At 50.2% G+C, this 20,927-nt stretch carries 34 protein-coding genes; 32 read left to right on the top strand and 2 right to left on the bottom strand.

Annotated features, from left to right (window positions below; genetic code table 11):
• The first annotated feature begins 2 nt into the window (after positions 1-2).
• The 29 genes from rplP (at position 3) to PKO01S_RS15735 (ending at position 17,107) form a co-directional block, all read left to right on the top strand.
• On the top strand, positions 3-437 hold the full coding sequence (gene rplP, locus PKO01S_RS15875; RefSeq protein WP_110046870.1) for a 50S ribosomal protein L16: 435 nt from the start codon (positions 3-5) through the stop codon (positions 435-437).
• Positions 427-627, top strand: coding sequence for a 50S ribosomal protein L29 (gene rpmC, locus PKO01S_RS15870; RefSeq protein WP_127532420.1), 201 nt, complete (start codon positions 427-429; stop codon positions 625-627). Before rplP ends, rpmC begins: the two co-directional genes overlap by 11 nt.
• Positions 628-676: 49 nt before the next feature.
• Positions 677-940, top strand: coding sequence for a 30S ribosomal protein S17 (gene rpsQ, locus PKO01S_RS15865; protein ID WP_110046871.1), 264 nt, complete (start codon positions 677-679; stop codon positions 938-940).
• A gap of 49 nt (positions 941-989) precedes the next feature.
• Entirely contained in the window at positions 990-1,358 is a 369-nt protein-coding gene (gene rplN, locus PKO01S_RS15860) for a 50S ribosomal protein L14 (RefSeq protein WP_127532419.1), read from the top strand.
• A 67-nt stretch (positions 1,359-1,425) separates the two neighbouring features.
• A complete protein-coding gene (gene rplX, locus PKO01S_RS15855) occupies positions 1,426-1,779 on the top strand; it encodes a 50S ribosomal protein L24 (RefSeq protein WP_127532418.1) in 354 nt (117 codons plus the stop codon).
• A 33-nt stretch (positions 1,780-1,812) separates the two neighbouring features.
• Positions 1,813-2,355 (top strand): 50S ribosomal protein L5, encoded by a 543-nt coding sequence (gene rplE / locus PKO01S_RS15850; RefSeq protein WP_127532417.1) that lies wholly within the window; start codon positions 1,813-1,815, stop codon positions 2,353-2,355.
• Positions 2,356-2,376: 21 nt separating this feature from the next.
• The gene (locus PKO01S_RS15845; RefSeq protein WP_013312154.1) at positions 2,377-2,562 is read left to right on the top strand and encodes a type Z 30S ribosomal protein S14; all 186 of its coding nucleotides are present in this window, start codon (positions 2,377-2,379) and stop codon (positions 2,560-2,562) included.
• Positions 2,563-2,594: 32 nt separating this feature from the next.
• Complete coding sequence (rpsH, locus tag PKO01S_RS15840) at positions 2,595-2,993, top strand: 30S ribosomal protein S8 (RefSeq protein WP_127532416.1); 399 nt, start codon at positions 2,595-2,597, stop codon at positions 2,991-2,993.
• A 29-nt stretch (positions 2,994-3,022) separates the two neighbouring features.
• Positions 3,023-3,565 carry a 50S ribosomal protein L6 gene (gene rplF / locus PKO01S_RS15835; RefSeq protein ID WP_127532415.1) on the top strand — a complete coding sequence of 181 codons (543 nt, stop codon included), beginning with the start codon at positions 3,023-3,025 and terminating at the stop codon, positions 3,563-3,565.
• A 63-nt stretch (positions 3,566-3,628) separates the two neighbouring features.
• A complete protein-coding gene (gene rplR / locus PKO01S_RS15830) occupies positions 3,629-3,994 on the top strand; it encodes a 50S ribosomal protein L18 (RefSeq protein WP_127532414.1) in 366 nt (121 codons plus the stop codon).
• A 30-nt stretch (positions 3,995-4,024) separates the two neighbouring features.
• Positions 4,025-4,522 (top strand): 30S ribosomal protein S5, encoded by a 498-nt coding sequence (gene rpsE / locus PKO01S_RS15825; protein WP_127532413.1) that lies wholly within the window; start codon positions 4,025-4,027, stop codon positions 4,520-4,522.
• 13 nt (positions 4,523-4,535) lie between these two features.
• Positions 4,536-4,715: a 50S ribosomal protein L30 gene (gene rpmD, locus PKO01S_RS15820; RefSeq protein WP_006037928.1), complete on the top strand. Its 180-nt coding sequence runs from the start codon at positions 4,536-4,538 to the stop codon at positions 4,713-4,715.
• A 50-nt stretch (positions 4,716-4,765) separates the two neighbouring features.
• Positions 4,766-5,206 (top strand): 50S ribosomal protein L15, encoded by a 441-nt coding sequence (gene rplO / locus PKO01S_RS15815; RefSeq protein ID WP_127532412.1) that lies wholly within the window; start codon positions 4,766-4,768, stop codon positions 5,204-5,206.
• Positions 5,206-6,504: a preprotein translocase subunit SecY gene (gene secY, locus PKO01S_RS15810; RefSeq protein WP_127532411.1), complete on the top strand. Its 1,299-nt coding sequence runs from the start codon at positions 5,206-5,208 to the stop codon at positions 6,502-6,504. The genes rplO and secY overlap by 1 nt, the downstream gene beginning before the upstream one ends.
• An 81-nt stretch (positions 6,505-6,585) precedes the next feature.
• Positions 6,586-7,236, top strand: coding sequence for an adenylate kinase (locus PKO01S_RS15805; protein ID WP_127532410.1), 651 nt, complete (start codon positions 6,586-6,588; stop codon positions 7,234-7,236).
• Complete coding sequence (gene map / locus PKO01S_RS15800) at positions 7,236-7,997, top strand: type I methionyl aminopeptidase (RefSeq protein WP_127532409.1); 762 nt, start codon at positions 7,236-7,238, stop codon at positions 7,995-7,997. Before PKO01S_RS15805 ends, map begins: the two co-directional genes overlap by 1 nt.
• Positions 7,997-8,284 (top strand): hypothetical protein, encoded by a 288-nt coding sequence (locus PKO01S_RS15795; protein ID WP_407669656.1) that lies wholly within the window; start codon positions 7,997-7,999, stop codon positions 8,282-8,284. Before map ends, PKO01S_RS15795 begins: the two co-directional genes overlap by 1 nt.
• A 2-nt stretch (positions 8,285-8,286) precedes the next feature.
• Positions 8,287-8,502: a translation initiation factor IF-1 gene (gene infA, locus PKO01S_RS15790; RefSeq protein ID WP_015847200.1), complete on the top strand. Its 216-nt coding sequence runs from the start codon at positions 8,287-8,289 to the stop codon at positions 8,500-8,502.
• A gap of 41 nt (positions 8,503-8,543) precedes the next feature.
• Complete coding sequence (gene rpmJ / locus PKO01S_RS15785) at positions 8,544-8,657, top strand: 50S ribosomal protein L36 (protein WP_003333770.1); 114 nt, start codon at positions 8,544-8,546, stop codon at positions 8,655-8,657.
• A gap of 22 nt (positions 8,658-8,679) precedes the next feature.
• A complete protein-coding gene (gene rpsM, locus PKO01S_RS15780; RefSeq protein ID WP_127532407.1) occupies positions 8,680-9,048 on the top strand; it encodes a 30S ribosomal protein S13 in 369 nt (122 codons plus the stop codon).
• A 19-nt stretch (positions 9,049-9,067) separates the two neighbouring features.
• Positions 9,068-9,463 (top strand): 30S ribosomal protein S11, encoded by a 396-nt coding sequence (gene rpsK, locus PKO01S_RS15775; protein ID WP_127532406.1) that lies wholly within the window; start codon positions 9,068-9,070, stop codon positions 9,461-9,463.
• A gap of 128 nt (positions 9,464-9,591) precedes the next feature.
• Positions 9,592-10,536 carry a DNA-directed RNA polymerase subunit alpha gene (locus PKO01S_RS15770; protein WP_127532405.1) on the top strand — a complete coding sequence of 315 codons (945 nt, stop codon included), beginning with the start codon at positions 9,592-9,594 and terminating at the stop codon, positions 10,534-10,536.
• Between the two features lie 42 nt (positions 10,537-10,578).
• Positions 10,579-10,944 carry a 50S ribosomal protein L17 gene (rplQ, locus tag PKO01S_RS15765; protein WP_042171395.1) on the top strand — a complete coding sequence of 122 codons (366 nt, stop codon included), beginning with the start codon at positions 10,579-10,581 and terminating at the stop codon, positions 10,942-10,944.
• A gap of 1,108 nt (positions 10,945-12,052) precedes the next feature.
• Positions 12,053-12,835 (top strand): tRNA pseudouridine(38-40) synthase TruA, encoded by a 783-nt coding sequence (truA, locus tag PKO01S_RS15760; RefSeq protein WP_246070594.1) that lies wholly within the window; start codon positions 12,053-12,055, stop codon positions 12,833-12,835.
• 231 nt (positions 12,836-13,066) lie between these two features.
• Positions 13,067-13,504 carry a 50S ribosomal protein L13 gene (gene rplM / locus PKO01S_RS15755; RefSeq protein WP_127532403.1) on the top strand — a complete coding sequence of 146 codons (438 nt, stop codon included), beginning with the start codon at positions 13,067-13,069 and terminating at the stop codon, positions 13,502-13,504.
• Between the two features lie 18 nt (positions 13,505-13,522).
• A complete protein-coding gene (gene rpsI, locus PKO01S_RS15750) occupies positions 13,523-13,915 on the top strand; it encodes a 30S ribosomal protein S9 (protein WP_127532402.1) in 393 nt (130 codons plus the stop codon).
• A 207-nt stretch (positions 13,916-14,122) separates the two neighbouring features.
• Positions 14,123-14,818 carry a phosphoadenylyl-sulfate reductase gene (locus PKO01S_RS15745; protein ID WP_127532401.1) on the top strand — a complete coding sequence of 232 codons (696 nt, stop codon included), beginning with the start codon at positions 14,123-14,125 and terminating at the stop codon, positions 14,816-14,818.
• Between the two features lie 319 nt (positions 14,819-15,137).
• Positions 15,138-15,926, top strand: coding sequence for an N-acetylmuramoyl-L-alanine amidase CwlD (gene cwlD / locus PKO01S_RS15740; RefSeq protein ID WP_127532400.1), 789 nt, complete (start codon positions 15,138-15,140; stop codon positions 15,924-15,926).
• Positions 15,927-16,027: 101 nt separating this feature from the next.
• A complete protein-coding gene (locus tag PKO01S_RS15735; protein WP_127532399.1) occupies positions 16,028-17,107 on the top strand; it encodes an Mrp/NBP35 family ATP-binding protein in 1,080 nt (359 codons plus the stop codon).
• A 73-nt stretch (positions 17,108-17,180) separates the two neighbouring features.
• On the opposite strand, the gene gerD is transcribed toward PKO01S_RS15735, so the two are convergent.
• The gene (gerD, locus tag PKO01S_RS15730) at positions 17,181-17,885 is read right to left on the bottom strand and encodes a spore germination lipoprotein GerD (RefSeq protein ID WP_127532398.1); all 705 of its coding nucleotides are present in this window, start codon (positions 17,883-17,885) and stop codon (positions 17,181-17,183) included.
• A 225-nt stretch (positions 17,886-18,110) separates the two neighbouring features.
• Here gerD and PKO01S_RS15725 point away from each other — a divergent pair, with 225 nt between their 5' ends.
• The gene (locus PKO01S_RS15725) at positions 18,111-18,743 is read left to right on the top strand and encodes a KinB-signaling pathway activation protein (protein WP_127532397.1); all 633 of its coding nucleotides are present in this window, start codon (positions 18,111-18,113) and stop codon (positions 18,741-18,743) included.
• A gap of 38 nt (positions 18,744-18,781) precedes the next feature.
• On the opposite strand, the gene pdaB is transcribed toward PKO01S_RS15725, so the two are convergent.
• Complete coding sequence (gene pdaB / locus PKO01S_RS15720) at positions 18,782-19,594, bottom strand: polysaccharide deacetylase family sporulation protein PdaB (RefSeq protein ID WP_127532396.1); 813 nt, start codon at positions 19,592-19,594, stop codon at positions 18,782-18,784.
• 105 nt (positions 19,595-19,699) lie between these two features.
• On the opposite strand from pdaB, the gene PKO01S_RS15715 reads away from it, so the two are divergent.
• A complete protein-coding gene (locus tag PKO01S_RS15715; protein WP_127532395.1) occupies positions 19,700-20,317 on the top strand; it encodes a stage II sporulation protein M in 618 nt (205 codons plus the stop codon).
• A 118-nt stretch (positions 20,318-20,435) separates the two neighbouring features.
• On the top strand, positions 20,436-20,657 hold the full coding sequence (locus PKO01S_RS15710) for a hypothetical protein (RefSeq protein ID WP_127532394.1): 222 nt from the start codon (positions 20,436-20,438) through the stop codon (positions 20,655-20,657).
• Positions 20,658-20,927: the final 270 nt, after the last annotated feature.

The following is a 20,927-nucleotide window of genomic DNA, read 5'->3' as shown; positions in this document are numbered from 1 at the left end:
ACATGTTGGTACCAAAACGCGTCAAACACCGTAAGCAACAACGCGGTAACATGAGAGGCAAAGCAAAAGGCGGAACGGAAGTCGCTTTCGGCGAATACGGCCTTCAAGCTCTTGAACCTTCATGGATTACTAACCGTCAAATCGAGGCTGCTCGTATTGCGATGACCCGTTACATCAAACGGGGTGGTAAAGTGTGGATCAAGATCTTCCCACATAAGCCAATCACGCAAAAGCCGCTCGAAGTACGGATGGGTAGCGGTAAAGGTAACGTAGAGAAATGGGTAGCGGTTGTCAAACCAGGTAAAATCATGTTCGAACTTGCCGGCGTTCCGGAAGAAATCGCACGTGAAGCAATGCGCCTCGCTGCTCACAAACTCCCAGTTAAAACGAAGTTCGTGAAACGCGAAGAAGTGGGTGGTGAAGCAAATGAAAGCTAGTGAATTTCGCAACCTAACCTCTGCTGAGCTTGAACAAAAAGTTGCAGGCTTCAAAGAAGAACTGTTCAACCTTCGTTTCCAACTGGCAACGGGTCAACTGGATAATCCGACTCGCATTCGTGATGTGCGGAAGGAAATAGCTCGTGCCAAAACCGTTTTGCGTGAAAGAGAACTCGGAATCAGCGGTTAATATTCACACTGCGGATAAGCCGACAATGGCTTAAGGAAGGAGGCAGAACATGAGCGAACGCAATGCCCGCAAAGTTCAAATCGGCAAAGTAGTTAGCGACAAAATGGACAAAACGATCGTAGTTGCTGTCGAAACGTACAAAAAACACGATCTGTACCATAAACGCATTAAGTACACGAAGAAATTCAAAGCGCATGACGAGAACAACCAGGCGAAAATCGGCGACGTCGTGAAAATCATGGAGACTCGTCCGCTTTCCAAAGACAAACGCTTCAGACTCGTAGAAATCGTTGAAGAAGCGATTGTCCTCTAAGATACGGTCTATAGTGTAAAGAGCATTTTTCCGAAAGGAGGACGTACAAATGATTCAACCATTTACGCGTTTGGCTGTCGCTGACAACTCCGGCGCTAAAGAACTGATGTGCATTCGCGTGCTTGGCGGCACGGGACGTCGCGTTGGACACATTGGCGATCTGATCATCTGCTCCGTCAAACAAGCAACACCAGGCGGCGTTGTCAAAAAAGGCGACGTAGTTAAAGCCGTTATCGTTCGTACGAAACGTTCGGTTCGTCGTAAAGACGGTTCTTACATCGCATTCGACGAGAACGCAGCGGTAATCGTGAAGGAAGACAAGAGCCCACGTGGCACGCGTATCTTCGGACCTGTTGCTCGCGAACTTCGCGACAAAGACTTCATGAAAATCGTCTCGCTCGCACCAGAAGTTATCTAATACCCTCACAGCGCGATGCGCCAGGGTGAAATATAAGTAAGTGATCAAGCATGCAGGAGGTGTACTCATGCCACGTCTCAAAAAAGTTCTTGAATCGCATAACAACAAGCTTCATGTGAAAAAAGACGATAACGTCATCGTCATCAGCGGTAAAGACAAAGGTAAAAAAGGCCGCGTAATCGCAGCTTATCCTCGTGAAAACCGCGTACTGATCGAAGGCGTAAACATCGTGAAGAAGCACGCTCGTCCGTCCCAAGCGAATCCGCAAGGCGGCATCATCGAGCAAGAAGCTCCGATTCACGTATCGAACGTTATGCACGTTGATCCGAAGAGCGGTAAAGTGACGCGTATCGGTTACAAAGTGCTCGACAACGGCAAAAAAGTCCGGATTGCAAAACGGTCCGGCGTTGAGATCGACTAATTGATCCAAGACGGAAAGGAGGTCCACTGAATCATGGCTGCAAGAATGAAAGATCGTTACCTGAACGAAATTACGCCTGCTCTGATGCAGAAGTTTAACTATACGACGGTAATGCAAGTGCCGAAAATCGAGAAAGTCGTCATCAACATGGGTGTCGGCGAAGCGGTTGCTAACTCGAAAGTTCTGGACACTGCAGTTGCAGAGCTTCAACTGATCGCTGGTCAAAAGCCAGTAATCACGCGCGCTAAGAAGTCTATCGCAGGCTTCAAGCTTCGTGAGAACATGCCAATCGGTGCGAAAGTAACGCTGCGCGGCGAGCGTATGTATTACTTCCTCGACAAGCTGTTCAACATCACGCTTCCGCGTGTTCGTGACTTCCGCGGTGTTTCGTCGAAAGCATTCGACGGACGCGGTAACTACACGCTGGGCCTGAAAGAACAAGTGATCTTCCCGGAGATCGAGTACGATAAAGTTGATAAAGTTCGCGGTATGGACATCGTTATCGTTACGACGGCCAAAACGGACGAAGAATCTCGTGAGCTGCTCACCCAACTGGGCATGCCGTTCACGAAGTAATCCACGGGAGGTGTTTACCAAGTGGCAAAAACTTCGATGAAAGTGAAACAGCAGCGCACCCCGAAGTTCAAAGTGCGTGCTTACACGCGCTGCGAGCGCTGCGGTCGTCCGCACTCCGTATTGCAAAAGTTTAAAATTTGCCGGATTTGTTTCCGTGAGTTAGCATACAAAGGCCAGATTCCTGGCGTCAAAAAAGCAAGCTGGTAATCAGTCTTAGTTCGGGAAGGAGGTTCACATAAATGGTTATGTCTGATCCGATCGCAGATATGCTGACACGTATTCGCAACGCGAATGTCGTTCGTCACGAGACCGTGGAAATGCCTGCTTCGAAAGTGAAGAAGCAAATCGCTGAGATTTTGAAACGCGAGGGCTTCATCCGCGATGCAGAATATATCGAAGATAACAAGCAAGGGATCATCCGTGTTTTCCTGAAATACGGATCGAACAACGAGCGCGTAATCACGGGTCTGAAACGCATTAGCAAACCAGGTCTTCGTGTTTACACGAAATCGAATGAAATCCCACGTGTACTTGGTGGTCTCGGTATCGCCATCATTTCCACGTCCAAAGGGATTATGACCGATAAAGAAGCTCGTCAATCGAAAGCCGGCGGCGAAGTCGTCTGCTACGTTTGGTAATAACTCGTCAACGATTGGAGGTGTAACGAATGTCCCGTATTGGTCGCAAACCAATCGCTGTTCCAGCTGGTGTTAGCATCAGCCTGAACGACAGCGTCATTACTGTAAAAGGACCTAAAGGCACGCTGTCCCGCGCACTGCACAAAGACATGAAGATCAATGTTGCAGAGAGCGAGATCGTGGTTGAACGTCCTTCTGATAACAAATTGCACCGCTCCCTGCACGGAACGACGCGCAGCGTCATTTCGAACATGGTAAGCGGCGTAACGGATGGTTTTGCAAAAACGCTTGAGCTTGTCGGCGTAGGTTACCGTGCGAATAAGACTGGCGAAAAAGTCGTTCTTAGCGTAGGTTACTCCCACCCGGTTGAGATCGCTCCGGACAATGGCATCGAGTTCGAACTGCCATCCCAGACGAAAATCATCGTTCGCGGCATCGACAAAGAACTTGTCGGCGCAACGGCAGCGAAGATCCGCGCAGTACGCGAGCCAGAGCCATACAAAGGCAAAGGTATCAAGTACGAAGGCGAACGTATCCTCCGCAAAGAGGGTAAAGCAGGTAAGAAAAAATAAGCCGCTTAATACCCGGCTTATCCCGATAGCTTCATAAGGCAAACGGAAAGGAGTGTATTCCGAATGATTACGAAGGGCGATAAAAACAAAGCTCGCGTTAAACGTCATCTGCGTGTACGTAAGAAAATCAGCGGTACGACGGCGCGTCCGCGTCTGTCCGTATTCCGTTCTTCTAAACATATGTATGCACAGCTGATCGATGACATCAACGGCGTAACGATCGCTGCAGCATCCACGATGGACAAAGAACTGACGGAAGTCGGCAACGGCGGCAACGTTGAAGCAGCTAAGAAAGTCGGCGAATTGATCGCAGCTCGCGCTAAAGCGAAAGGCGTATCTGAAGTCGTTTTCGATCGCGGCGGCTACCTGTACCATGGACGAATTCAAGCACTGGCTGACGCAGCTCGTGAAGCAGGGCTCGAATTCTAATATAAATTTTCAATAAGGAGGTAAAACGACTTGCGTGTAGATCCGAATACGTTAGAACTGACAGAGAAGGTTGTTCACATCAACCGTGTATCCAAAGTAGTTAAAGGCGGACGTCGGTTCAGCTTCAGCGCACTGGTTGTTGTCGGCGACGGCAAAGGCTATGTAGGCGCTGGTATCGGTAAAGCTGCCGAAGTTCCAGATGCAATTCGCAAAGGTATTGAAGACGCGAAGAAGAATCTGGTTCACGTTCCACTCGTGGGAACGACGATCCCGCATCAAGTCATCGGTCACTTCGGTGCTGGCGAAGTTCTTCTGAAGCCTGCTTCCCAAGGTACCGGTGTTATCGCAGGCGGCCCAGTTCGTGCAGTTCTCGAACTTGCTGGCGTTGGCGATATCCTGACGAAGTCGCTCGGTTCCTCGAATTCCATGAACATGGTTAATGCGACGCTTGAAGGCCTTTCCCGCCTGAAACGCGCTGAGGACGTGGCGAAGCTTCGCGGTAAAACCGTACAAGAGCTTCTGGGTTAAGGAGGAAAACACGATGGCGAAATTGCAAATTACGCTTGTTCGCAGTCTGATTGGTCGCAACGAAAAGCAACGTGCTACGGTTGAATCGTTCGGTCTGCGCAAGCTTCACCAATCGGTTGTCCTGAACGACAGTCCGGCGATTCGCGGTATGGTTAACGCAGTTAACCACCTCGTTAAAGTCGAAGAAGTTTAACTTCCCGAAAGTTTCACATAGGCAAACCAATTAAGGAGGTGCTACGAACGATGAAACTGCATGAGCTCCAACCAGCGGAAGGTTCCCGTAAAGAGCGCAAGCGTGTCGGTCGCGGTATCGGTTCCGGTAACGGCAAAACGGCTGCTCGTGGTCATAAAGGTCAAAACGCTCGCTCCGGTGGCGGCGTTCGTCCTGGCTTCGAGGGCGGTCAAAACCCATTGTACCGTCGTCTTCCGAAACGCGGCTTCAACAATCCATTCCGTAAGGAATACGCGATTGTCAACATTGAAGAATTGAATAGCTTTGCAGCAGGAACAGAAGTTACTCCAGAATTCCTTCTGGAGAAGGGAATCGTCAAGAACCCACAGAGCGGCATTAAAGTTCTCGGTAACGGCGAAATCAAGGTTCAACTGACTGTTAAAGCTAACAAATTCTCTCAATCTGCGGTAGAGAAAATCCAGGCTGCCGGCGGTAAAACCGAGGTGATCTAATGTTCAAGACGGTGTCCAACATTTGGAGAGTGGAAGACCTTCGCAAGAAGATCCTGTTTACCCTTTTCATCTTGCTTGTTTACCGAATCGGTTCGTTTATCCCGGTTCCGAATATTAACACGGATGTGTTCAAGGAAGTCGGTGCAGGTCAAGACCTGTTTGGCTTGCTTAACACATTCTCGGGCGGCGCATTGTTCCACTTCTCGATCTTCGCGATCGGGATCATGCCTTACATCACTTCCTCGATCATCGTACAGCTCTTGTCGATGGACGTCATTCCAAAGTTTACGGAGTGGGCAAAGGAAGGCGAGAACGGCAAACGTAAACTTGCGCAAATTACCCGTTACGGCACGATCATCCTTGGTTTGGTCCAAGGTTTTGGTACGGCTGTAGGCTTTAACCGTAAATATGCTTACGAAATGGTCATTGATGCGTCGTTTACGACATACGCTATGATCGCAATCGTCTTGACTGCCGGTACGGCTTTCTTGATGTGGCTCGGTGAGCAAATTACGGAACGCGGTATCGGCAACGGTATCTCGGTTCTGATCTTCGCGGGTATCGTAGCAGCTATCCCTGGACATATTCGCGACATTTACGCTTCGGAATTCGAAAACCCTGGAGATATGCTCTTCTGGAACATTCTGAAGGTCGTACTGATCGTAGTGGTTGTTATCGCGGTAATCGTGGGCGCCATCTTCGTTCAGCAAGGCATCCGTAAAATTCCGGTTCAATACGCTAAACGCGTTGTTGGTCGGAAAATGTATGGCGGACAGTCGACGCACATTCCGCTGAAGGTTAACGGCGCAGGTGTTATTCCGGTAATCTTCGCGATTTCGTTGCTCATGTTCCCTGTTACACTCGCACAGTTCTTCTCGACATCGAACTGGGCGGATTGGATTATCAAGAACTTGAACTACGACATGCCGCTTGGCATGGTTCTGTATGTCATCTTGATTATCGGCTTCACATTCTTCTATACCTTTGTTCAAATCAATCCGGTTCAAATGGCGGATCAGATGAAGAAGAACGGTGGTTATATCCCAGGCATTCGCCCAGGTAAACCTACTGCATCGTACATTACGAAGGTAATGACTCGCCTCACACTGGCGGGTGCGATCTTCCTCTCGCTCATCTCGCTGCTTCCGGTTGCATTCGGCAAAGCGGCTGACTTGCCACAAGGTGTTCGTTTGGGCGGTACTTCGCTCCTGATCGTAATCGGCGTCGCACTTGACACGATGAAACAAATCGAGAGCCAGTTGATCAAACGCCACTACAAAGGGTTTATCAATAAATAAGGATAGGTTCTTATCGGGTTCCGGGCGCATGCGCATACGGATCCCGAACGAACCTATTGTGCTTAAAGCGAGGAACACGGAATGAACATTCTATTCATGGGACCTCCAGGAGCCGGCAAAGGGACGCAAGCAGAACGTATTGTCGATCAATTCGCGGTACCGCATATTTCGACAGGTGATGCTTTCCGTCTCGCAATGAAACAAGGAACGCCGCTCGGACAAAAAGCAAAAGAGTACGTTGACCAAGGCAAGCTCGTTCCGGACGAGATTACGAACGGAATCGTTCGCGACCGGCTGATGCTGGATGACTGCTCTAAAGGTTTTCTGCTCGATGGTTTCCCCCGCACTCTGCAACAAGCCGAAGCGCTTGATGCAATGCTAGCGGAGATGGGCCGTTCGATCGACCATGTCATTAACTTGAAGGTCGACCGCGGATTGCTGCTTGCTCGTCTTACGGGCCGCCGCATCTGCAAATCGTGCGGATCCACGTATCACGTCTTGAATAACCCGCCGAAACAAGAAGGCGTCTGCGATAAGTGCGGAGGCGAACTGTATCAGCGCTCGGACGATAACGAAGAAAGTGTCGGAACACGTCTGGACGAGTACAGCTCGAAAACTGCACCACTGCTTGCGTATTACGAAGGCAAATCGCTGCTTCGCGAAGTCGACGGGGAACAGGATATTGATGTTGTAACCGCTGAGATTGCTTCTGTTCTGCGGGGTTCACGCTAATGATCGTTTGCAAGTCGGAAGCGGAGCTTCGTCTGATGAGGGAAGCAGGGCGGATTGTCGCCGACACGCATCGGCTGCTAAAGCAATCGATACGGCCCGGCATTACGACCCATGAACTGGATCAGATTGCCGAGACGTATATTCGAAGTCGTGGCGCCGTTCCATCTTTTAAAGGTTACAATCAATTTCCTGGCAGCATATGCACTTCTGTCAACGATCAGCTGGTGCATGGTATTCCGGGCAATCAGAAGCTGGCGGATGGAGACATCATCAGCATCGACATCGGTGCGCAGTATCAGGGTTACCATGGCGACTCCGCATGGACGTACGGCGTGGGCACAATCTCTGCAGAAGCGCAACGGCTGCTCGATGTGGCGGAACAATCTCTATACGCAGGCCTTGAACTGATTAAGCCGGATGTTCGACTTTTCACGATATCGCATGCCGTACAGAAAGTTGTTGAGAACGCGGGGTTCTCGGTTGTTCGTGAGTATGTCGGTCATGGCATCGGCGCAAAACTTCATGAAGAACCGCAAATTCCGAACTATGGCATACCGGATCGGGGACCGCGGCTTAAGCCGGGCATGGTACTCTGCATCGAACCGATGGTCAACATCGGTGAACGGTATGTACGAACGTTAGAAGACAACTGGACGGTCGTCACGGTCGACGGCTCGTGGTGTGCGCATTTCGAGCATACAGTCGCCGTAACGGAAGATGGTTATGAGATACTAACCCAATCGGACGCTGAGGCGGGTTGATGCACGTGGATGCATTGCCGCAGATCGGTCAGATCGCATTCGTGCTTCGAGGCAAGGATGAGGGCGGTTATGCGGTCATTATCGGTATCGTCGACGATCGCTTCGTATTGATCGCCGATGGCGACAAGAAGAGATTCGATCGGCCGAAGAAGAAGAACATCGCGCACCTTGAGCTGCAGTCGGTCGTCAGCACCGAAGTTCAGAACAGCATGAAAGAGACCGGCCGGGTGACGAATGCTAAGCTGCGCTACGCGATTGAGAAGTTCGTGCAAGCGAAAGGAGAATGACGGTGGCTAAGGAAGACGTCATTGAAGTCGAAGGTACGGTAATCGAACCGCTACCTAACGCAATGTTCAAGGTTGAACTGGAGAATGGACATCAAATTTTAGCTCATGTTTCCGGTAAGCTGCGTATGCACTTTATCCGGATTCTTACTGGAGATAAAGTGGTCATCCAGTTGTCGCCTTATGATTTATCTAGAGGACGCATTACCTATCGGAAGTAAGCCTTTCGTGCTTGCGCCGAAGGATTCGGGAGGTAATCACAATGAAGGTCAGACCTTCGGTTAAGCCTATCTGCGAGAAATGCAAAGTCATTCGTCGCAAAGGCAACGTTATGGTGATTTGTGAAAATCCTAAACACAAACAAAAACAAGGCTAGTTAAAGGAGGGAAACAAGGCATATGGCACGTATTGCTGGTGTTGACTTGCCGCGTGACAAACGCGTTGAGATCGCGCTTCAATATATCTTCGGTATCGGCCAAACAACGGCTAAGAAGATTCTTGCAGCGACTGACGTAAACGCTCAAACTCGCGTTCGTGATCTCACGGAAGACGAAGTAAGCCGTCTGCGTGAGACGATCGACAAATCGGTTAAAGTGGAAGGCGACCTCCGTCGTGAAATTTCGCTTAACATTAAACGTCTGATCGAAATCGGATGCTACCGTGGTGTTCGCCATCGTCGTGGACTGCCAGTTCGCGGTCAACGTACGAAAACGAATGCTCGTACGCGCAAAGGTCCTCGTCGGACTGTAGCGAACAAGAAGAAATAAGAAGGGAGGATAACACACAATGGCTAAACCAAAAAAAGTCGTACGTACGAAACGCCGCGACCGTAAAAACGTTGATACCGGCGTAGCGCACATCCGCTCGACGTTCAACAACACGATCGTAACGATCACGGATCCGCACGGCAACGCAATCTCTTGGGCAAGCTCCGGTAACCTGGGCTTCAAAGGTTCCCGTAAAAGCACGCCTTTCGCAGCACAAATGGCTGCTGAGACGGCTGCTAAAGCTGCAATGGAGCATGGCATGAAAGTTGTCGAGGTTATGGTTAAAGGTCCAGGTGCTGGCCGCGAAGCGGCAATCCGTTCCCTGCAAGCAGCTGGTCTTGAAGTTAACCTGATTAAAGACGTAACGCCTGTTCCGCACAACGGTTGCCGTCCACCTAAACGTCGCCGCGTATAATTCAGATTCGTGCTGTGGTATCAAATTACAGCAACTTGTGAATAATGGTTGTGAAGGTTTGGCATACTACAAGATTCGACTGAATACGTACGGTGAACGGAGCGACGTTTTGAAGGAGGGTACTACTAGTGATTGAGATCGAAAAACCGAAAATCGAAACCGTAGAGCTCAATGATAACGGCACATACGGACGTTTTGTTGTCGAGCCGCTGGAACGCGGATATGGCACGACGCTGGGCAATTCGCTTCGCCGAATTCTGCTCTCGTCGCTGCCAGGTGCAGCTGTCACCTCGGTACAAATCGATGGTGTGCTACATGAATTTTCTACGGTACCCGGAGTGATCGAGGACGTAACCGAGATCATATTGAACCTGAAAGGCCTGTCGTTGAAGATCCACTCCGATGAAGAAAAGGTGCTGGAAATCGACGCAGAAGGTGAAGGGAACGTAACGGCGGGCGACATTCGCGCGGACAGCGATGTTGAGATTTTGAATCCCGATCTTCATATCGCGACCTTAGCCTCCGGTGCGCGGCTCCATATGCGGGTATTCGCCAACAGGGGACGCGGGTACGTCCCTGCGGATCGGAATAAGAAAGAAGATCAACCGATTGGCGTAATTCCCATTGATTCGATTTACACGCCCATTACCCGTGTCAATTACAGCGTAGAAAATACTCGTGTCGGCCAAGTAACCAACTATGACAAGCTCACCTTAGAAGTTTGGACTGATGGAAGTATTCGACCGGAAGAGGCAGTAAGCCTCGGCGCTAAAATTTTGACCGAGCATTTGGACCTGTTCGTCGGATTGACCGATGAAGCCAAAGACGCGGAAATCATGGTCGAGAAAGAAGAAGATAAGAAAGAAAAAGTACTCGAGATGACGATCGAGGAACTGGATCTTTCCGTTCGTTCTTACAACTGCTTGAAACGTGCAGGCATCAATACCGTGCAAGAGCTGATTACGAAAACTGAAGAAGACATGATGAAGGTGCGTAACCTTGGTCGCAAGTCTTTGGAGGAAGTACAAGAGAAGCTTGAAGAACTCGGTTTGGGCCTCCGCATGGAAGAATAGAGAGCATCGTAAAAGGCAATCTTGCAGAAGGAGGAGAAATCGATGGCATACCAAAAGTTGGGCCGTGACGCGAGCGCACGTAAGGCGCTTTTCCGCGACCTCGTAACGGATCTGTTCCTGTATGAGCGCATCCAAACGACGGAAGCAAAAGCGAAAGAAGTTCGCTCGATTGCTGAAAAGCTCATCACGAAAGCGAAAAAAGGTGATCTTCACGCTCGTCGCCAAGTGGCAGCTTTCGTTCGTCGCGAAACGATCGACGGCGAACAAGACGCAATCCAGAAGCTGTTCTCCGAACTGGCCACCCGTTACTCGGAACGTGCGGGCGGATACACGCGGATTCTGAAACTGGGACCGCGCCGCGGTGATTCAGCACCAATGGTGTATCTGGAACTGGTAGATCGCGCGTAATCGACCGGATGATCGGATGAGAAAGGGTGGACCTTCGCGGCCACCTTTTTTTCTTGGCGTGAATTGGAACGCGTGGGTGCGTTGCGAGCGGAGATGCACGAAGTAGCTTAACTTGCAGCTCGTGCATTGATGTAAAAGCGTATAGACGGCTCCGCCCGTGCACTCCGAGCATGCAACAGGCACGCGCCTCCCGTTGAAGTGATATTCCTTTGAACTATCTCGAATAGGTAGGGAACATCACTTCAAAAGTCGGACGTTAACTCGCGAACCTGTCGCTGCTCTCCACGCACCTCACGCGTTCCATTGGATATAACCGAAGAAGCCGGCTCCCATACATGAGCCGGCATTTTCGGGCCATTCTTCGGCCCTGTTTTCAGACTATTCACAGGCTATAAACCATGTAAAACCTTCAATCCACAAGTGAATTAGCTGAACGAAAGCGAGTTGTCCACTTGTGGACAACGGTTACAAGTCGTTCGGCAAGCATTATCGTTGTGGAAACTGTGGGGAACCGTGTGGATTTGGGGATAGCGTTTCATGAGGGCTGTGGATTTCAGCAGCGTTAGCGGCTGATAGGCTTGAAACGCATCTGTTCTGTGGATAGTTTTATACCAGCTCGACAGACCCGACCTATATGCACTAACGCTCTTTAAGCGCGCGTGCGCGCTTAAGGGGAGAACACTAACGTGGAGCGTGTCCCGAGGGACGAAAGCGGCTTAAGGCACCTATGAGTATCGAAGTGACGGATCGTTAGCGGACGTTCGACTGTATCTTAGGAGAACCGTAAGAGAGCGTGTCCGAAAGGACGTTAAGCGAGTACACGTTGGTAGTGGCTAGGTGAGACTTCCGGGAGTCCAGAGGGGCGGGAGCTCATCTGGGGTCCTCCCTCTGGCAGAGGGAGGATTTAGGAGGGTGTCGAAAAGGGAGTCCAGAGGGCGTGTCCTATGGTCGTCGAGAAAAGGGAGTCCAGAGGGCGTGCCCTATGGTCGTCGAAGAAGGGTGTCCAGAGGGCGAAGCCCTATGGTTATCAAGGTTGGGTGTCCAGAGGGCGTAAGCCCTTTGGTGCCTTCCTGGAGAGGGAGGTAGCATGGTGAGTCGAAACATAGTTATGGTAGTCAGCTACGACGGAACGGCGTACAGCGGCTTTCAGTCGCAGCCGAGCGGCAATACGATCCAAGACATCGTTGAAGCGGCGATTAAGACGCTGACAGGCGAAGAACTGCGCATCATCGGCTCTGGCCGTACGGATGCAGGGGTTCATGCCCGTGGCCAGGTGTTCAACTTTCATACGGAATCGCGTATTCCGGCGGAACGTTGGGCGCTTGCGATCAATACGCGTCTGCCGGATAATATCGTCGTCTTGGAGGCGTGGGAAGCGCCTGAAGCATTCCACGCACGTCATTCCGCTAAGCGCAAGACGTACCGCTATACGATCGACCGTCGCAAGTTCCCGGACGTGTTCGGGCGCCATTATGCCTTCCATCACCCGACTCGTCTTGATGTGGCGGCGATGCGTGAAGCGTTTGCGCATTTGGTCGGTGAACACGATTTTACCACGTTCACGTCGATTCAATCGACGCAGCCGAGTCATGTTCGCACCATTTTTGAGACGCGTATTGAAGAAGAAGATCAACTGCTGCACTTGTTCGTGACAGGAAGTGGCTTCCTATATAATATGGTTCGTATTATAGCGGGGACGATGATGTGGGTTGGAGAAGGCAAAATGTCGCCGCAAGATATACCTGCTATGCTCGCAGCCAAGGAACGGGCGTGCTCGGGGCCTACAGCTATGGCGCACGGCTTGATGCTGTGGAGCGTCGAATATCCGCCCGAGGAATGCCGATTGGAGCTCTCGCCGGAAGGCAGTGCGTTTAATGGGCTGAACGGTTAATGGCATCATGTAATTTAACTGCATTTAACAAGTTAAACCTCTTGCTAAAGCCCATTATTTATAGTAGTATATAACTTGTGCATTTTTAATGGCTATCCCACAGCCCCGATTAGAAATGTACAGCCAACTGCTCTAACTGACGTAACATTTGACTAAGAAATTAAATGCTTGAAACGCAACCGAACGTTTCATTATAAATGGATTGCTGAATCAATTTAAGGAGGAACACCCATGCGTACAACCTTTATGGCAAAGCCTAACGAAGTCGATCGCAAATGGTATGTAATCGACGCGGAAGGCAAAACGCTGGGCCGTCTGGCCAGCGAAGCTGCTGCGCTGATCCGCGGCAAACACAAACCACAATTTACGCCTCACGTTGATACGGGTGACTTCGTTGTCATCATCAACGCTGAGAAAGTGCACCTTACGGGCAAAAAGCTCCAAAACAAAAACTACTACCGTCACTCGATGTATCCAGGCGGTCTGAGAGTGATCTCCGCTCAAGAAATGCTGAATAAGCACCCTGAGCGCGTTATCGAAGCAGCTATTAACGGCATGCTTCCTAAGAACCGTCTCGGCGACAAGCTGAGAACGAAACTTAACGTATATGCAGGTCCAAACCATCCGCATCAAGCACAAAACCCTGAAGTGTACGAGCTTCGCGGTTAATAAAAGGAGGACAGTTTCATGGCACAAGTTCAATACTATGGAACCGGTCGTCGTAAACACTCCGTAGCACGCGTTCGTCTCGTGCCGGGTGAAGGACGAATCACTATTAACAAACGCGACCTGAACGAATATTTCGGTCTGGAAACGTTGAAACTGATCGTAAAACAACCGCTTACGCTGACGGACACGACGACGAAGTACGACGTTATCGTCATCGCTAACGGCGGCGGCATCTCCGGTCAAGCCGGCGCTATCCGCCACGGTATCTCCCGCGCTCTGCTGAAAGCAGACCCTGAGTTCCGTCCATCGCTGAAACGTGCAGGATTCCTGACGCGTGACCCACGCATGAAAGAACGTAAAAAATACGGTCTCAAAGCTGCACGTCGCGCTCCGCAATTCTCGAAACGTTAATCGTTCATCAATGCCTCTTCTCTGCACTCCGTGCACGGAAGGGGCATTTTTGCATATGGGGCATTTGCTGCCGGCAATACACGGAATTCCAAGCCCTTCTATGCAAGGAAAACAAATTAATGCATTGAACAAATGAGCATTAAGAAAGTATAATCAAGTTAATGCATAGCCTTTTACTTGGATTATTACTGTATGGAGGTCTTGAATATGAACCTGTTTGAAAAAGAAGCACTTGCTGCCAAGAAGGCCGAAGAGCTCGAAAACGCAACCCCTGAGGCGATTATCCAATATGCGATTGAGACGTTCCCGAACATTACGTTCGCATGCAGCTTCGGCGCTGAAGACGTAGTGCTCGTCGATATGATTCAGAAGGTTAATCCGAATATCGATATTTTCTATCTGGATACGGATTTCCACTTCAAAGAAACGCTTGAAACCCGTGATGTTCTTGCAGCGCGTTATCCGAATATCCGTTATGTACAAGTGAAACCAGCGATTACGCCGGAAGAACAAGCGGAACAATACGGAGAAGAACTGTGGAAAAGCGACCCGAACCAATGCTGCAATATCCGCAAGGTTCAACCGCTGACGCAGATCCTCAGCAAGTATGAGTGCTGGATCACCGGTATTCGCCGCGACCAAGCGCCTACGCGTGCAAACTCGAAGAAAGTCGAGTATGACTATAAATTCGGTCTTATGAAATTCAACCCGCTTGCAAGCTGGACGAACGAAGACGTATGGAACTACATCCGTGAGAATAACGTTCCTTACAACCCGTTGCATGACAACCACTACCCGTCGATCGGTTGCGAGCATTGCACGCGTCAAGTTATGCCTGGTGAAGATCCTCGTGCAGGACGCTGGTCGGGCAATGACAAAACGGAGTGCGGCTTGCACAAATAAGTTGGACCAATACGCCAGCTATGCCATTCAGCCGTCCAAGCGTCGAACAAGATGCTTCGGGCGGCTGAGTTGCATATATAGCCTCCAAGAGGCCTAATGGATATGAGGGGGAACGGGGCGATCATGATTGGCGTTGACGCATTCTCGCCGCTCACCGGCATCATGAAAGAAGCTGACTACCGTTCGGTCGTCAGTCAGTTAACGGCTAATCACGAATAACGGTTGTCATAATCGAACGCCTCGTCCCATAAGGATGGTAGAGTACAGGCTTTCTATGCAAAGCCCGGCTTACCAATCGTTTGGGACGAGGTGGTTTTTTATGCGGCGGTATCGGAACCGGATTGTCGTCTGGCTCAACTACAAGGGAGCGCTGCGAATCGCAATCGGTGCGTTTATTATAATTGCGGCAGCAGCGTTAATCGTGGGTGATTTGCCGTCAACGCGGACAATGTCAACCTGGTCGCTTCCATTGTCAGGCAAGACAGTTGCGATAGACGCAGGCCACGGCGGAATTGACGGGGGAGCCGTCAGCAAGCAGGGAGATATCGAGAAGGATTTGAACTTAGCGATTGCTTTTTATTTGCGCGATTATTTGCAGCAGGCAGGCGCGATCGTTATTATGACCCGTGAGGGAGATTATGACTTGGCAGGCAAAGATACCAAGGCGACAGCAAGGCGGAAAACGGAAGACTTGGTCAAGAGGGTAGAGCTCATTAAACAAGCCAAGCCGGATATCGTCATTAGTGTTCACATGAATAGCATTCCATCACCAAAGTGGTTCGGAGCTCAGACCTTTTATTATCCGAGCAATACGAACAACGGGCAGATCGCGGCGCTTATACAAGACGAGATTCGGAGCAAGCTCGAGAACACGAGCCGAATTGCTTCGGTAATTAAGAATGAAGTGTACTTAATGAAGCAAATTACAGATGTTCCGCTAGCGCTCGTGGAAGTCGGGTTTTTATCCAATCCGGATGAAGCGCGCAGATTGTCGGACGGGAACTATCAGCGCTCTATAGCCGCTGCGATTTATCAGGGCATTCTTCGCTTCAGCGCCGGCGAGAAGATCGGAACCGTCACCCCCGCTGCCCCAGTCCCAGCCCCGTGAATCGAACATCTCAACTGACTATGTTATAATAGCAGGGAGAGCACTAATAGTCGGACACCATTTCCGATAACGTATATAGCCGAGAAGGTGGAGTGAGAACGATGCTAACCCGAGAACAGGTGATCGATATTGTCCGCAAGGCAGCGGATGAGCAAGGGACAGCCGGGAAGGCTGCGCAGTTCCGTGATGTCGTCGTGAAGGAGAGCGGCGTATCGATGACGGTATTGATTGCGACAGGCGACGACCAACCGGTATTAGAGGAAGCACTGCGCAGCGCGCTTGCCTCGGAAGATGTTCAGTCCGTCCATTTGCGTTTCCGCACGGAATCCGCAACTGAACAGCCTCAGACGGCTGCAGCAGGCGCGAAAGGCGAGCAAGGCGCTCCGGTGAAGGGGCACGGAGGGTTGATCGAACCGACGACGCTGCTCTCTCCGGAAAGCGGCACGAAGTTTATCGCTATTGCGAGCGGCAAGGGCGGTGTCGGCAAATCGACCGTTACGGTCAATCTGGCGGTCGCACTGGCGCGCGCAGGTAAGCGGGTCGGGTTAATCGATGCCGACATTTACGGCTTCAGCGTTCCCGATATGATGGGGATCGAAGAAAGACCGCAAGTAGTGAATGAGCGTATTATTCCGATTGAACGGTTCGGCGTGAAAGTGATGTCGATGGGCTTCTTCGTAGAGGATAACAGCCCAGTCGTATGGCGTGGACCGATGCTTGGCAAAATGCTTCGCAACTTCTTCGCCGAAGTCGAGTGGGGCGAACTGGATTACATGCTGCTCGATCTGCCGCCGGGAACAGGCGACATTGCGCTGGACGTGCACCAGATCATGCCGCAAAGCCAAGAAATTATCGTAACGACGCCGCATGCGACAGCCGCATTCGTAGCAGCGCGCGCAGGAGCGATGGCGCTTAAGACGGAGCACAACATTATTGGTGTCGTGGAGAATATGTCGTACTTCTACAACCGTCATAGCGGCGAGAAAGAGTATATATTCGGCAGAGGAGGCGGCGCACGCCTCGCTGAGCAGCTGAATGCGGAGCTGCTTGCCCAAATTCCGCTTGGCGCACCGGACAATCATGTGTCCGAGCCGGACTTCTCCCCGTCGGTTTACAAAGCGGATAGTGAGACCGGACAGCTCTACGCAGATCTTGCGGGCCGTGTTATCTCGAAGTATTAAGGTACAGCAATACACCCAGTCACGCCTTCTTTCATGAAGGTGTGTGACTGGGTGTTTTTTGTGAGGATGAGTGTTAAATTGGGGAGTTTTCCTCGTCGCCGCCGCTGTCACCGCTGTCGGATTGCTTGGATGATTCGCCATCGCCGCCGCTATCGCCGCCTTCTTCTTTCTTCTTATCAGAAGACGAATCGGGAGACGGTTTCAGTTCCTCTTGCACCGCTTTCTTAAGCAAATCGAGCACTTCAAGCCGGAACAGCGGATTTTGCATCGCATCCTGCATGAGCGACATGACTGTCTTACGGTATTGCGGACCCTGCAGAACTTCCAGGATCATTTTATCGACCTCAGGCGACTTCATGACCTGAATCAAATCTTTCTGATAAGAGGGATCCTTGAGCAAATCTTTATGAATCTGCTTGTTCTGCGAATTGACCGTCTTGGCGAATTCCCCTGCGAACCGCGGATCCGTCATCAACTGCTTGATGACTTTATCGTAATCCGGCGATACGAGAACTTCTTTGACCGCCATTCGAACCTGCTCCTGATCCTGCACGGTCAACAGCTTAGAGCTGAAGCCGGAACTGCCGGTTATTTGGTTCGCAGATTCCTGCAGCGCCTTCTGTGCATCCTCGGTTTTGAGAATGTCGATTACCATCGATTTCATGTCTTTGTAGCTAATTGGCTCGCTCTGAGGCGCTGGCTCGGCGCCGCATGCCGTCAGCGCGATAATGGCAGCCATAGCCGCTCCTAATCGTATCGATCGCCATCGGATGACCATGATCCGTCAGTCTCCTTCCATCACGTCACACGGCTCGGCGAAAGTGTCAATGCTGCCAGTCGCGAGCCCATAAAGGTTATTGACGTTAGTATGCACAATGTTCACGTGATTATCATTAGAGGAGGTTAGCTTTTTATTGCGGACATGGTAAAATAAAGGGCAGTATGACGTCATTGCAGCGCAATCGACGTTTTCTGTGACGCTGTGGGAGGATGAGACTTAAGCATGACACTACGCAAACTGTTTTTCTTATTCTGGAGCAGTATGGCAATTGGAGGGCTAGCATGCCTTGTGCTGGGGCTGGCACTTCAATTCACGGACCAGTCGTACGGCTTTTTGAAAGCGGAAGAGACCGGTTACAATGCACTAATGATGGCCATCAGCGGCCTTATGATCGGTGTCTTTGCCATGATGGGCTTCTTCGCTTATTTGACGCTTAATTACATTGCACTAGGCATAACTCGGCAAAAGTTTATGTGGACGACGCTGCAGGGCTACACGTCCGTGTTCGCGGTCGCTGCACTTGGCTACATGCTATACGGTTATAAGGACAAGCTGGGTGATTGGCTGTACTGGGTTTTGCCGCTCGTACTGGCGGTCGGTTCGCTTATCGTTGCCAGCGTCAAGACCAGACAAACGAACAAGAGCGCATTCGTGCCGACCGTATTTTTTATGTTCGTTGTTACAGTGCTGGAAGGTTGGCCGAGCATTAGCGGCGAGACGAACTCGGTGTCCGTTATATTTATGGTGACGCCATTATTTATTTGTAATACGTATCTCATTATGATGCTGCATAAGATATTGGGCGGCAATAAGGAAGAAGCCGATTCCGCAACAATCGCGAAACCGGCTTCGTAATCGGACAAGGGCGATGGGATCGCCCTTGTTTTTGCGTTCTATAATCCTAAGGCAGTTGCTTCCATACGGGCAGACGGATCGTTGAACGGTTTCGAATTGACCGTGTTGCCTTGTACTTCCGTCTGGCCGATCATTTGGGTAACGGTGACGAACTCGTAGCCTTTGGCGCGAAGCTGATCGATGATGACAGGGAGTGCCTCATGTGTTTGTTTGACGGAGTCGCTTGCATGCATAAGAATGATGTCGCCCGGATGAGCGCGGTTCACGACCCGGTCGACGATTTTGTCGGTGCCGATGTTCATCCAGTCCTGTGAATCCGTATCCCATTGGATGACCTTGTAATTCAGTTCTTCGGCGATACGCAATACACGCTTGTCAAAATCTCCGTTCGGCAGCCGAATCAAATTCGGCGATTTGCCAGTGAGACCGGACAGAATCGTATGCGCGGTCGTAATTTGCGTCCGAATCTCCTCGTCGCTATACTTGCTGTAGTTGTCGTGCTTGTGGCCGTGACTGCCGATCTCGTATCCGGCATCTACGATCTTTTTGACGATTTCAGGATGCGATTGGCTCCATGGCGAGGAGAGGAAGAACGTCACATTTTTAACATTCTTCTCTTTCAATATTTCGAGAATCGGCTCGGCACGCTTGTCCCCCCAACTGATGTCGAAAGTAAGAGCGACGACTTTCTTCTCGGTCGGGATGCTGTAGATGGCCGCTGGCGTCTGAGGTGCGAATACCGTAATATTGTCTCGCTCTGCATAGATGACACCGATGGAGAAAATGACGGCCACGGAGGTTAGCAGATAACGCTTCAATCGTTTGCCGTTCAACACATAAAATCTATTCATTGGGTCAGGCGCTCCTCTCATTAAAGGGCTTGTTCTAGTACAATCTATGCTCGTACACGCAGCGGATATTCATCAAAAAACAAGAAAACAGAAAGGATACGATCTATGTTTCGACGCACAGTATGGCTCGGTCAATTTCGAACGATGGGCTCTTATATTGCTGTAAGTCTCGTATTGTTCTTAGCAGGGATCGTTGCGGGAACTTCGACTCCAGGCTTAGACGCTTATATGAACAGTCAGATCGAAGGGATTCGCGAAATTGCAAAAGCAGTCAACGATACTTCCAATCCGACGCTGATGATGTTTTTGGTTATTTTTTTCAACAATGCGATTAAAGCGGCTTTGGTCATCTATTTAGGCTTCATCTTCGGTCTGTTTCCTGTGTTTTTTATGGTGCTCAACGGCCTGATTATCGGCTATCTGATACATAATTATGCGGTAACATATGGCGGAGCCGAAGCATTCGAGATCGTTGTTAGAGGAATACTGCCTCACGGAATCATCGAGATTCCCGTGCTGATAATTGCGGCGGCATACGGTTTGAAGTCCGGCTCTTATGCTTTCCGGTTCATTGGACAAATTTTTGCAAAAGACGAGAAGCTGTCTCATGAAGCGGGCCAATATGTCAGAGCTACCGTGCCGATCGTGATTGGCGTTGCTGTTCTGTTGCTTGCAGCCTCGTTAATCGAAAGCATCATCACACCCATAGTGATAGGCAAGTAATAAAATTTCCAATTTTTGAGCATAACAATAAAGCGGAAGAAAGCGTCCGACGCGAATGAAGCGGGACGCTTTTTTCTTTAACCCGTTAACGCACACTTTAAGGAGGCCGACTACGGTTATGCTCGGGATTTTGTTCAATGAGAAAGAATGCAAAGAATTCGACTACGTCCTCCGTAAAGAACTGGATGAAATGATGCTTGATCTTCATGACTCCCGGCTTGACGAAGACATCAAGCAGGCGATTGCGAAACGATATAAAATTATCTTTCGGATGTTTGCAAGAATCGCAACGCCGAAGGAATTATCGCGCTATGCATTGAATATGCGCAATTACCGTTAACGCATAACCGCGGGCTGCTGTCTGCTTGCGCGGCCCGTAATAACTATGCATAGAAAGGTAATCTGTACGTTGTGGATAGTGTGGTTCAAGTTTTTCAAAAAAAAAGGGTTGCACACTGTGGACAAGCTATGGTATATTCTAATTCCGGCCAAGATGAACGACGCCGGCAAGCGAAAAAGTGAATCAAAGTATTCACAATGTGGAAAGAAATGATTCAAAAATAATGCTTGCGCAACTGAACATCATGTGATAAGATGTTAAACGTTGTCG

It is taken from the genome of Paenibacillus kobensis NBRC 15729, assembly GCF_004000825.1.
Taxonomy (GTDB): domain Bacteria; phylum Bacillota; class Bacilli; order Paenibacillales; family Paenibacillaceae; genus Paenibacillus_T; species Paenibacillus_T kobensis.
Note: the sequence above shows the minus strand (reverse complement) of the source record. Positions and strands in the feature narration are given on the sequence as shown.

Excerpts from the sequence above, each read along its gene's own strand:
- rplP (WP_110046870.1), top strand. The coding sequence starts at position 3 with ATGTTGGTACCAAAACGCGTCAAACACCGTAAGCAACAACGCGGTAAC.
- rpmC (WP_127532420.1), top strand. The coding sequence starts at position 427 with ATGAAAGCTAGTGAATTTCGCAACCTAACCTCTGCTGAGCTTGAACAA.
- rpsQ (WP_110046871.1), top strand. The coding sequence starts at position 677 with ATGAGCGAACGCAATGCCCGCAAAGTTCAAATCGGCAAAGTAGTTAGC.
- rplN (WP_127532419.1), top strand. The coding sequence starts at position 990 with ATGATTCAACCATTTACGCGTTTGGCTGTCGCTGACAACTCCGGCGCT.
- rplX (WP_127532418.1), top strand. The coding sequence starts at position 1,426 with ATGCCACGTCTCAAAAAAGTTCTTGAATCGCATAACAACAAGCTTCAT.
- rplE (WP_127532417.1), top strand. The coding sequence starts at position 1,813 with ATGGCTGCAAGAATGAAAGATCGTTACCTGAACGAAATTACGCCTGCT.
- rpsH (WP_127532416.1), top strand. The coding sequence starts at position 2,595 with ATGGTTATGTCTGATCCGATCGCAGATATGCTGACACGTATTCGCAAC.
- rplF (WP_127532415.1), top strand. The coding sequence starts at position 3,023 with ATGTCCCGTATTGGTCGCAAACCAATCGCTGTTCCAGCTGGTGTTAGC.
- rplR (WP_127532414.1), top strand. The coding sequence starts at position 3,629 with ATGATTACGAAGGGCGATAAAAACAAAGCTCGCGTTAAACGTCATCTG.
- rpmD (WP_006037928.1), top strand. The coding sequence starts at position 4,536 with ATGGCGAAATTGCAAATTACGCTTGTTCGCAGTCTGATTGGTCGCAAC.
- rplO (WP_127532412.1), top strand. The coding sequence starts at position 4,766 with ATGAAACTGCATGAGCTCCAACCAGCGGAAGGTTCCCGTAAAGAGCGC.
- secY (WP_127532411.1), top strand. The coding sequence starts at position 5,206 with ATGTTCAAGACGGTGTCCAACATTTGGAGAGTGGAAGACCTTCGCAAG.
- PKO01S_RS15805 (WP_127532410.1), top strand. The coding sequence starts at position 6,586 with ATGAACATTCTATTCATGGGACCTCCAGGAGCCGGCAAAGGGACGCAA.
- map (WP_127532409.1), top strand. The coding sequence starts at position 7,236 with ATGATCGTTTGCAAGTCGGAAGCGGAGCTTCGTCTGATGAGGGAAGCA.
- PKO01S_RS15795 (WP_407669656.1), top strand. The coding sequence starts at position 7,997 with ATGCACGTGGATGCATTGCCGCAGATCGGTCAGATCGCATTCGTGCTT.
- rpmJ (WP_003333770.1), top strand. The coding sequence starts at position 8,544 with ATGAAGGTCAGACCTTCGGTTAAGCCTATCTGCGAGAAATGCAAAGTC.
- rpsM (WP_127532407.1), top strand. The coding sequence starts at position 8,680 with ATGGCACGTATTGCTGGTGTTGACTTGCCGCGTGACAAACGCGTTGAG.
- rpsK (WP_127532406.1), top strand. The coding sequence starts at position 9,068 with ATGGCTAAACCAAAAAAAGTCGTACGTACGAAACGCCGCGACCGTAAA.
- rplQ (WP_042171395.1), top strand. The coding sequence starts at position 10,579 with ATGGCATACCAAAAGTTGGGCCGTGACGCGAGCGCACGTAAGGCGCTT.
- truA (WP_246070594.1), top strand. The coding sequence starts at position 12,053 with ATGGTAGTCAGCTACGACGGAACGGCGTACAGCGGCTTTCAGTCGCAG.
- rplM (WP_127532403.1), top strand. The coding sequence starts at position 13,067 with ATGCGTACAACCTTTATGGCAAAGCCTAACGAAGTCGATCGCAAATGG.
- rpsI (WP_127532402.1), top strand. The coding sequence starts at position 13,523 with ATGGCACAAGTTCAATACTATGGAACCGGTCGTCGTAAACACTCCGTA.
- PKO01S_RS15745 (WP_127532401.1), top strand. The coding sequence starts at position 14,123 with ATGAACCTGTTTGAAAAAGAAGCACTTGCTGCCAAGAAGGCCGAAGAG.
- cwlD (WP_127532400.1), top strand. The coding sequence starts at position 15,138 with ATGCGGCGGTATCGGAACCGGATTGTCGTCTGGCTCAACTACAAGGGA.
- PKO01S_RS15735 (WP_127532399.1), top strand. The coding sequence starts at position 16,028 with ATGCTAACCCGAGAACAGGTGATCGATATTGTCCGCAAGGCAGCGGAT.
- gerD (WP_127532398.1), bottom strand. The coding sequence starts at position 17,885 with ATGGTCATCCGATGGCGATCGATACGATTAGGAGCGGCTATGGCTGCC.
- PKO01S_RS15725 (WP_127532397.1), top strand. The coding sequence starts at position 18,111 with ATGACACTACGCAAACTGTTTTTCTTATTCTGGAGCAGTATGGCAATT.
- pdaB (WP_127532396.1), bottom strand. The coding sequence starts at position 19,594 with ATGAATAGATTTTATGTGTTGAACGGCAAACGATTGAAGCGTTATCTG.
- PKO01S_RS15715 (WP_127532395.1), top strand. The coding sequence starts at position 19,700 with ATGTTTCGACGCACAGTATGGCTCGGTCAATTTCGAACGATGGGCTCT.
- PKO01S_RS15710 (WP_127532394.1), top strand. The coding sequence starts at position 20,436 with ATGCTCGGGATTTTGTTCAATGAGAAAGAATGCAAAGAATTCGACTAC.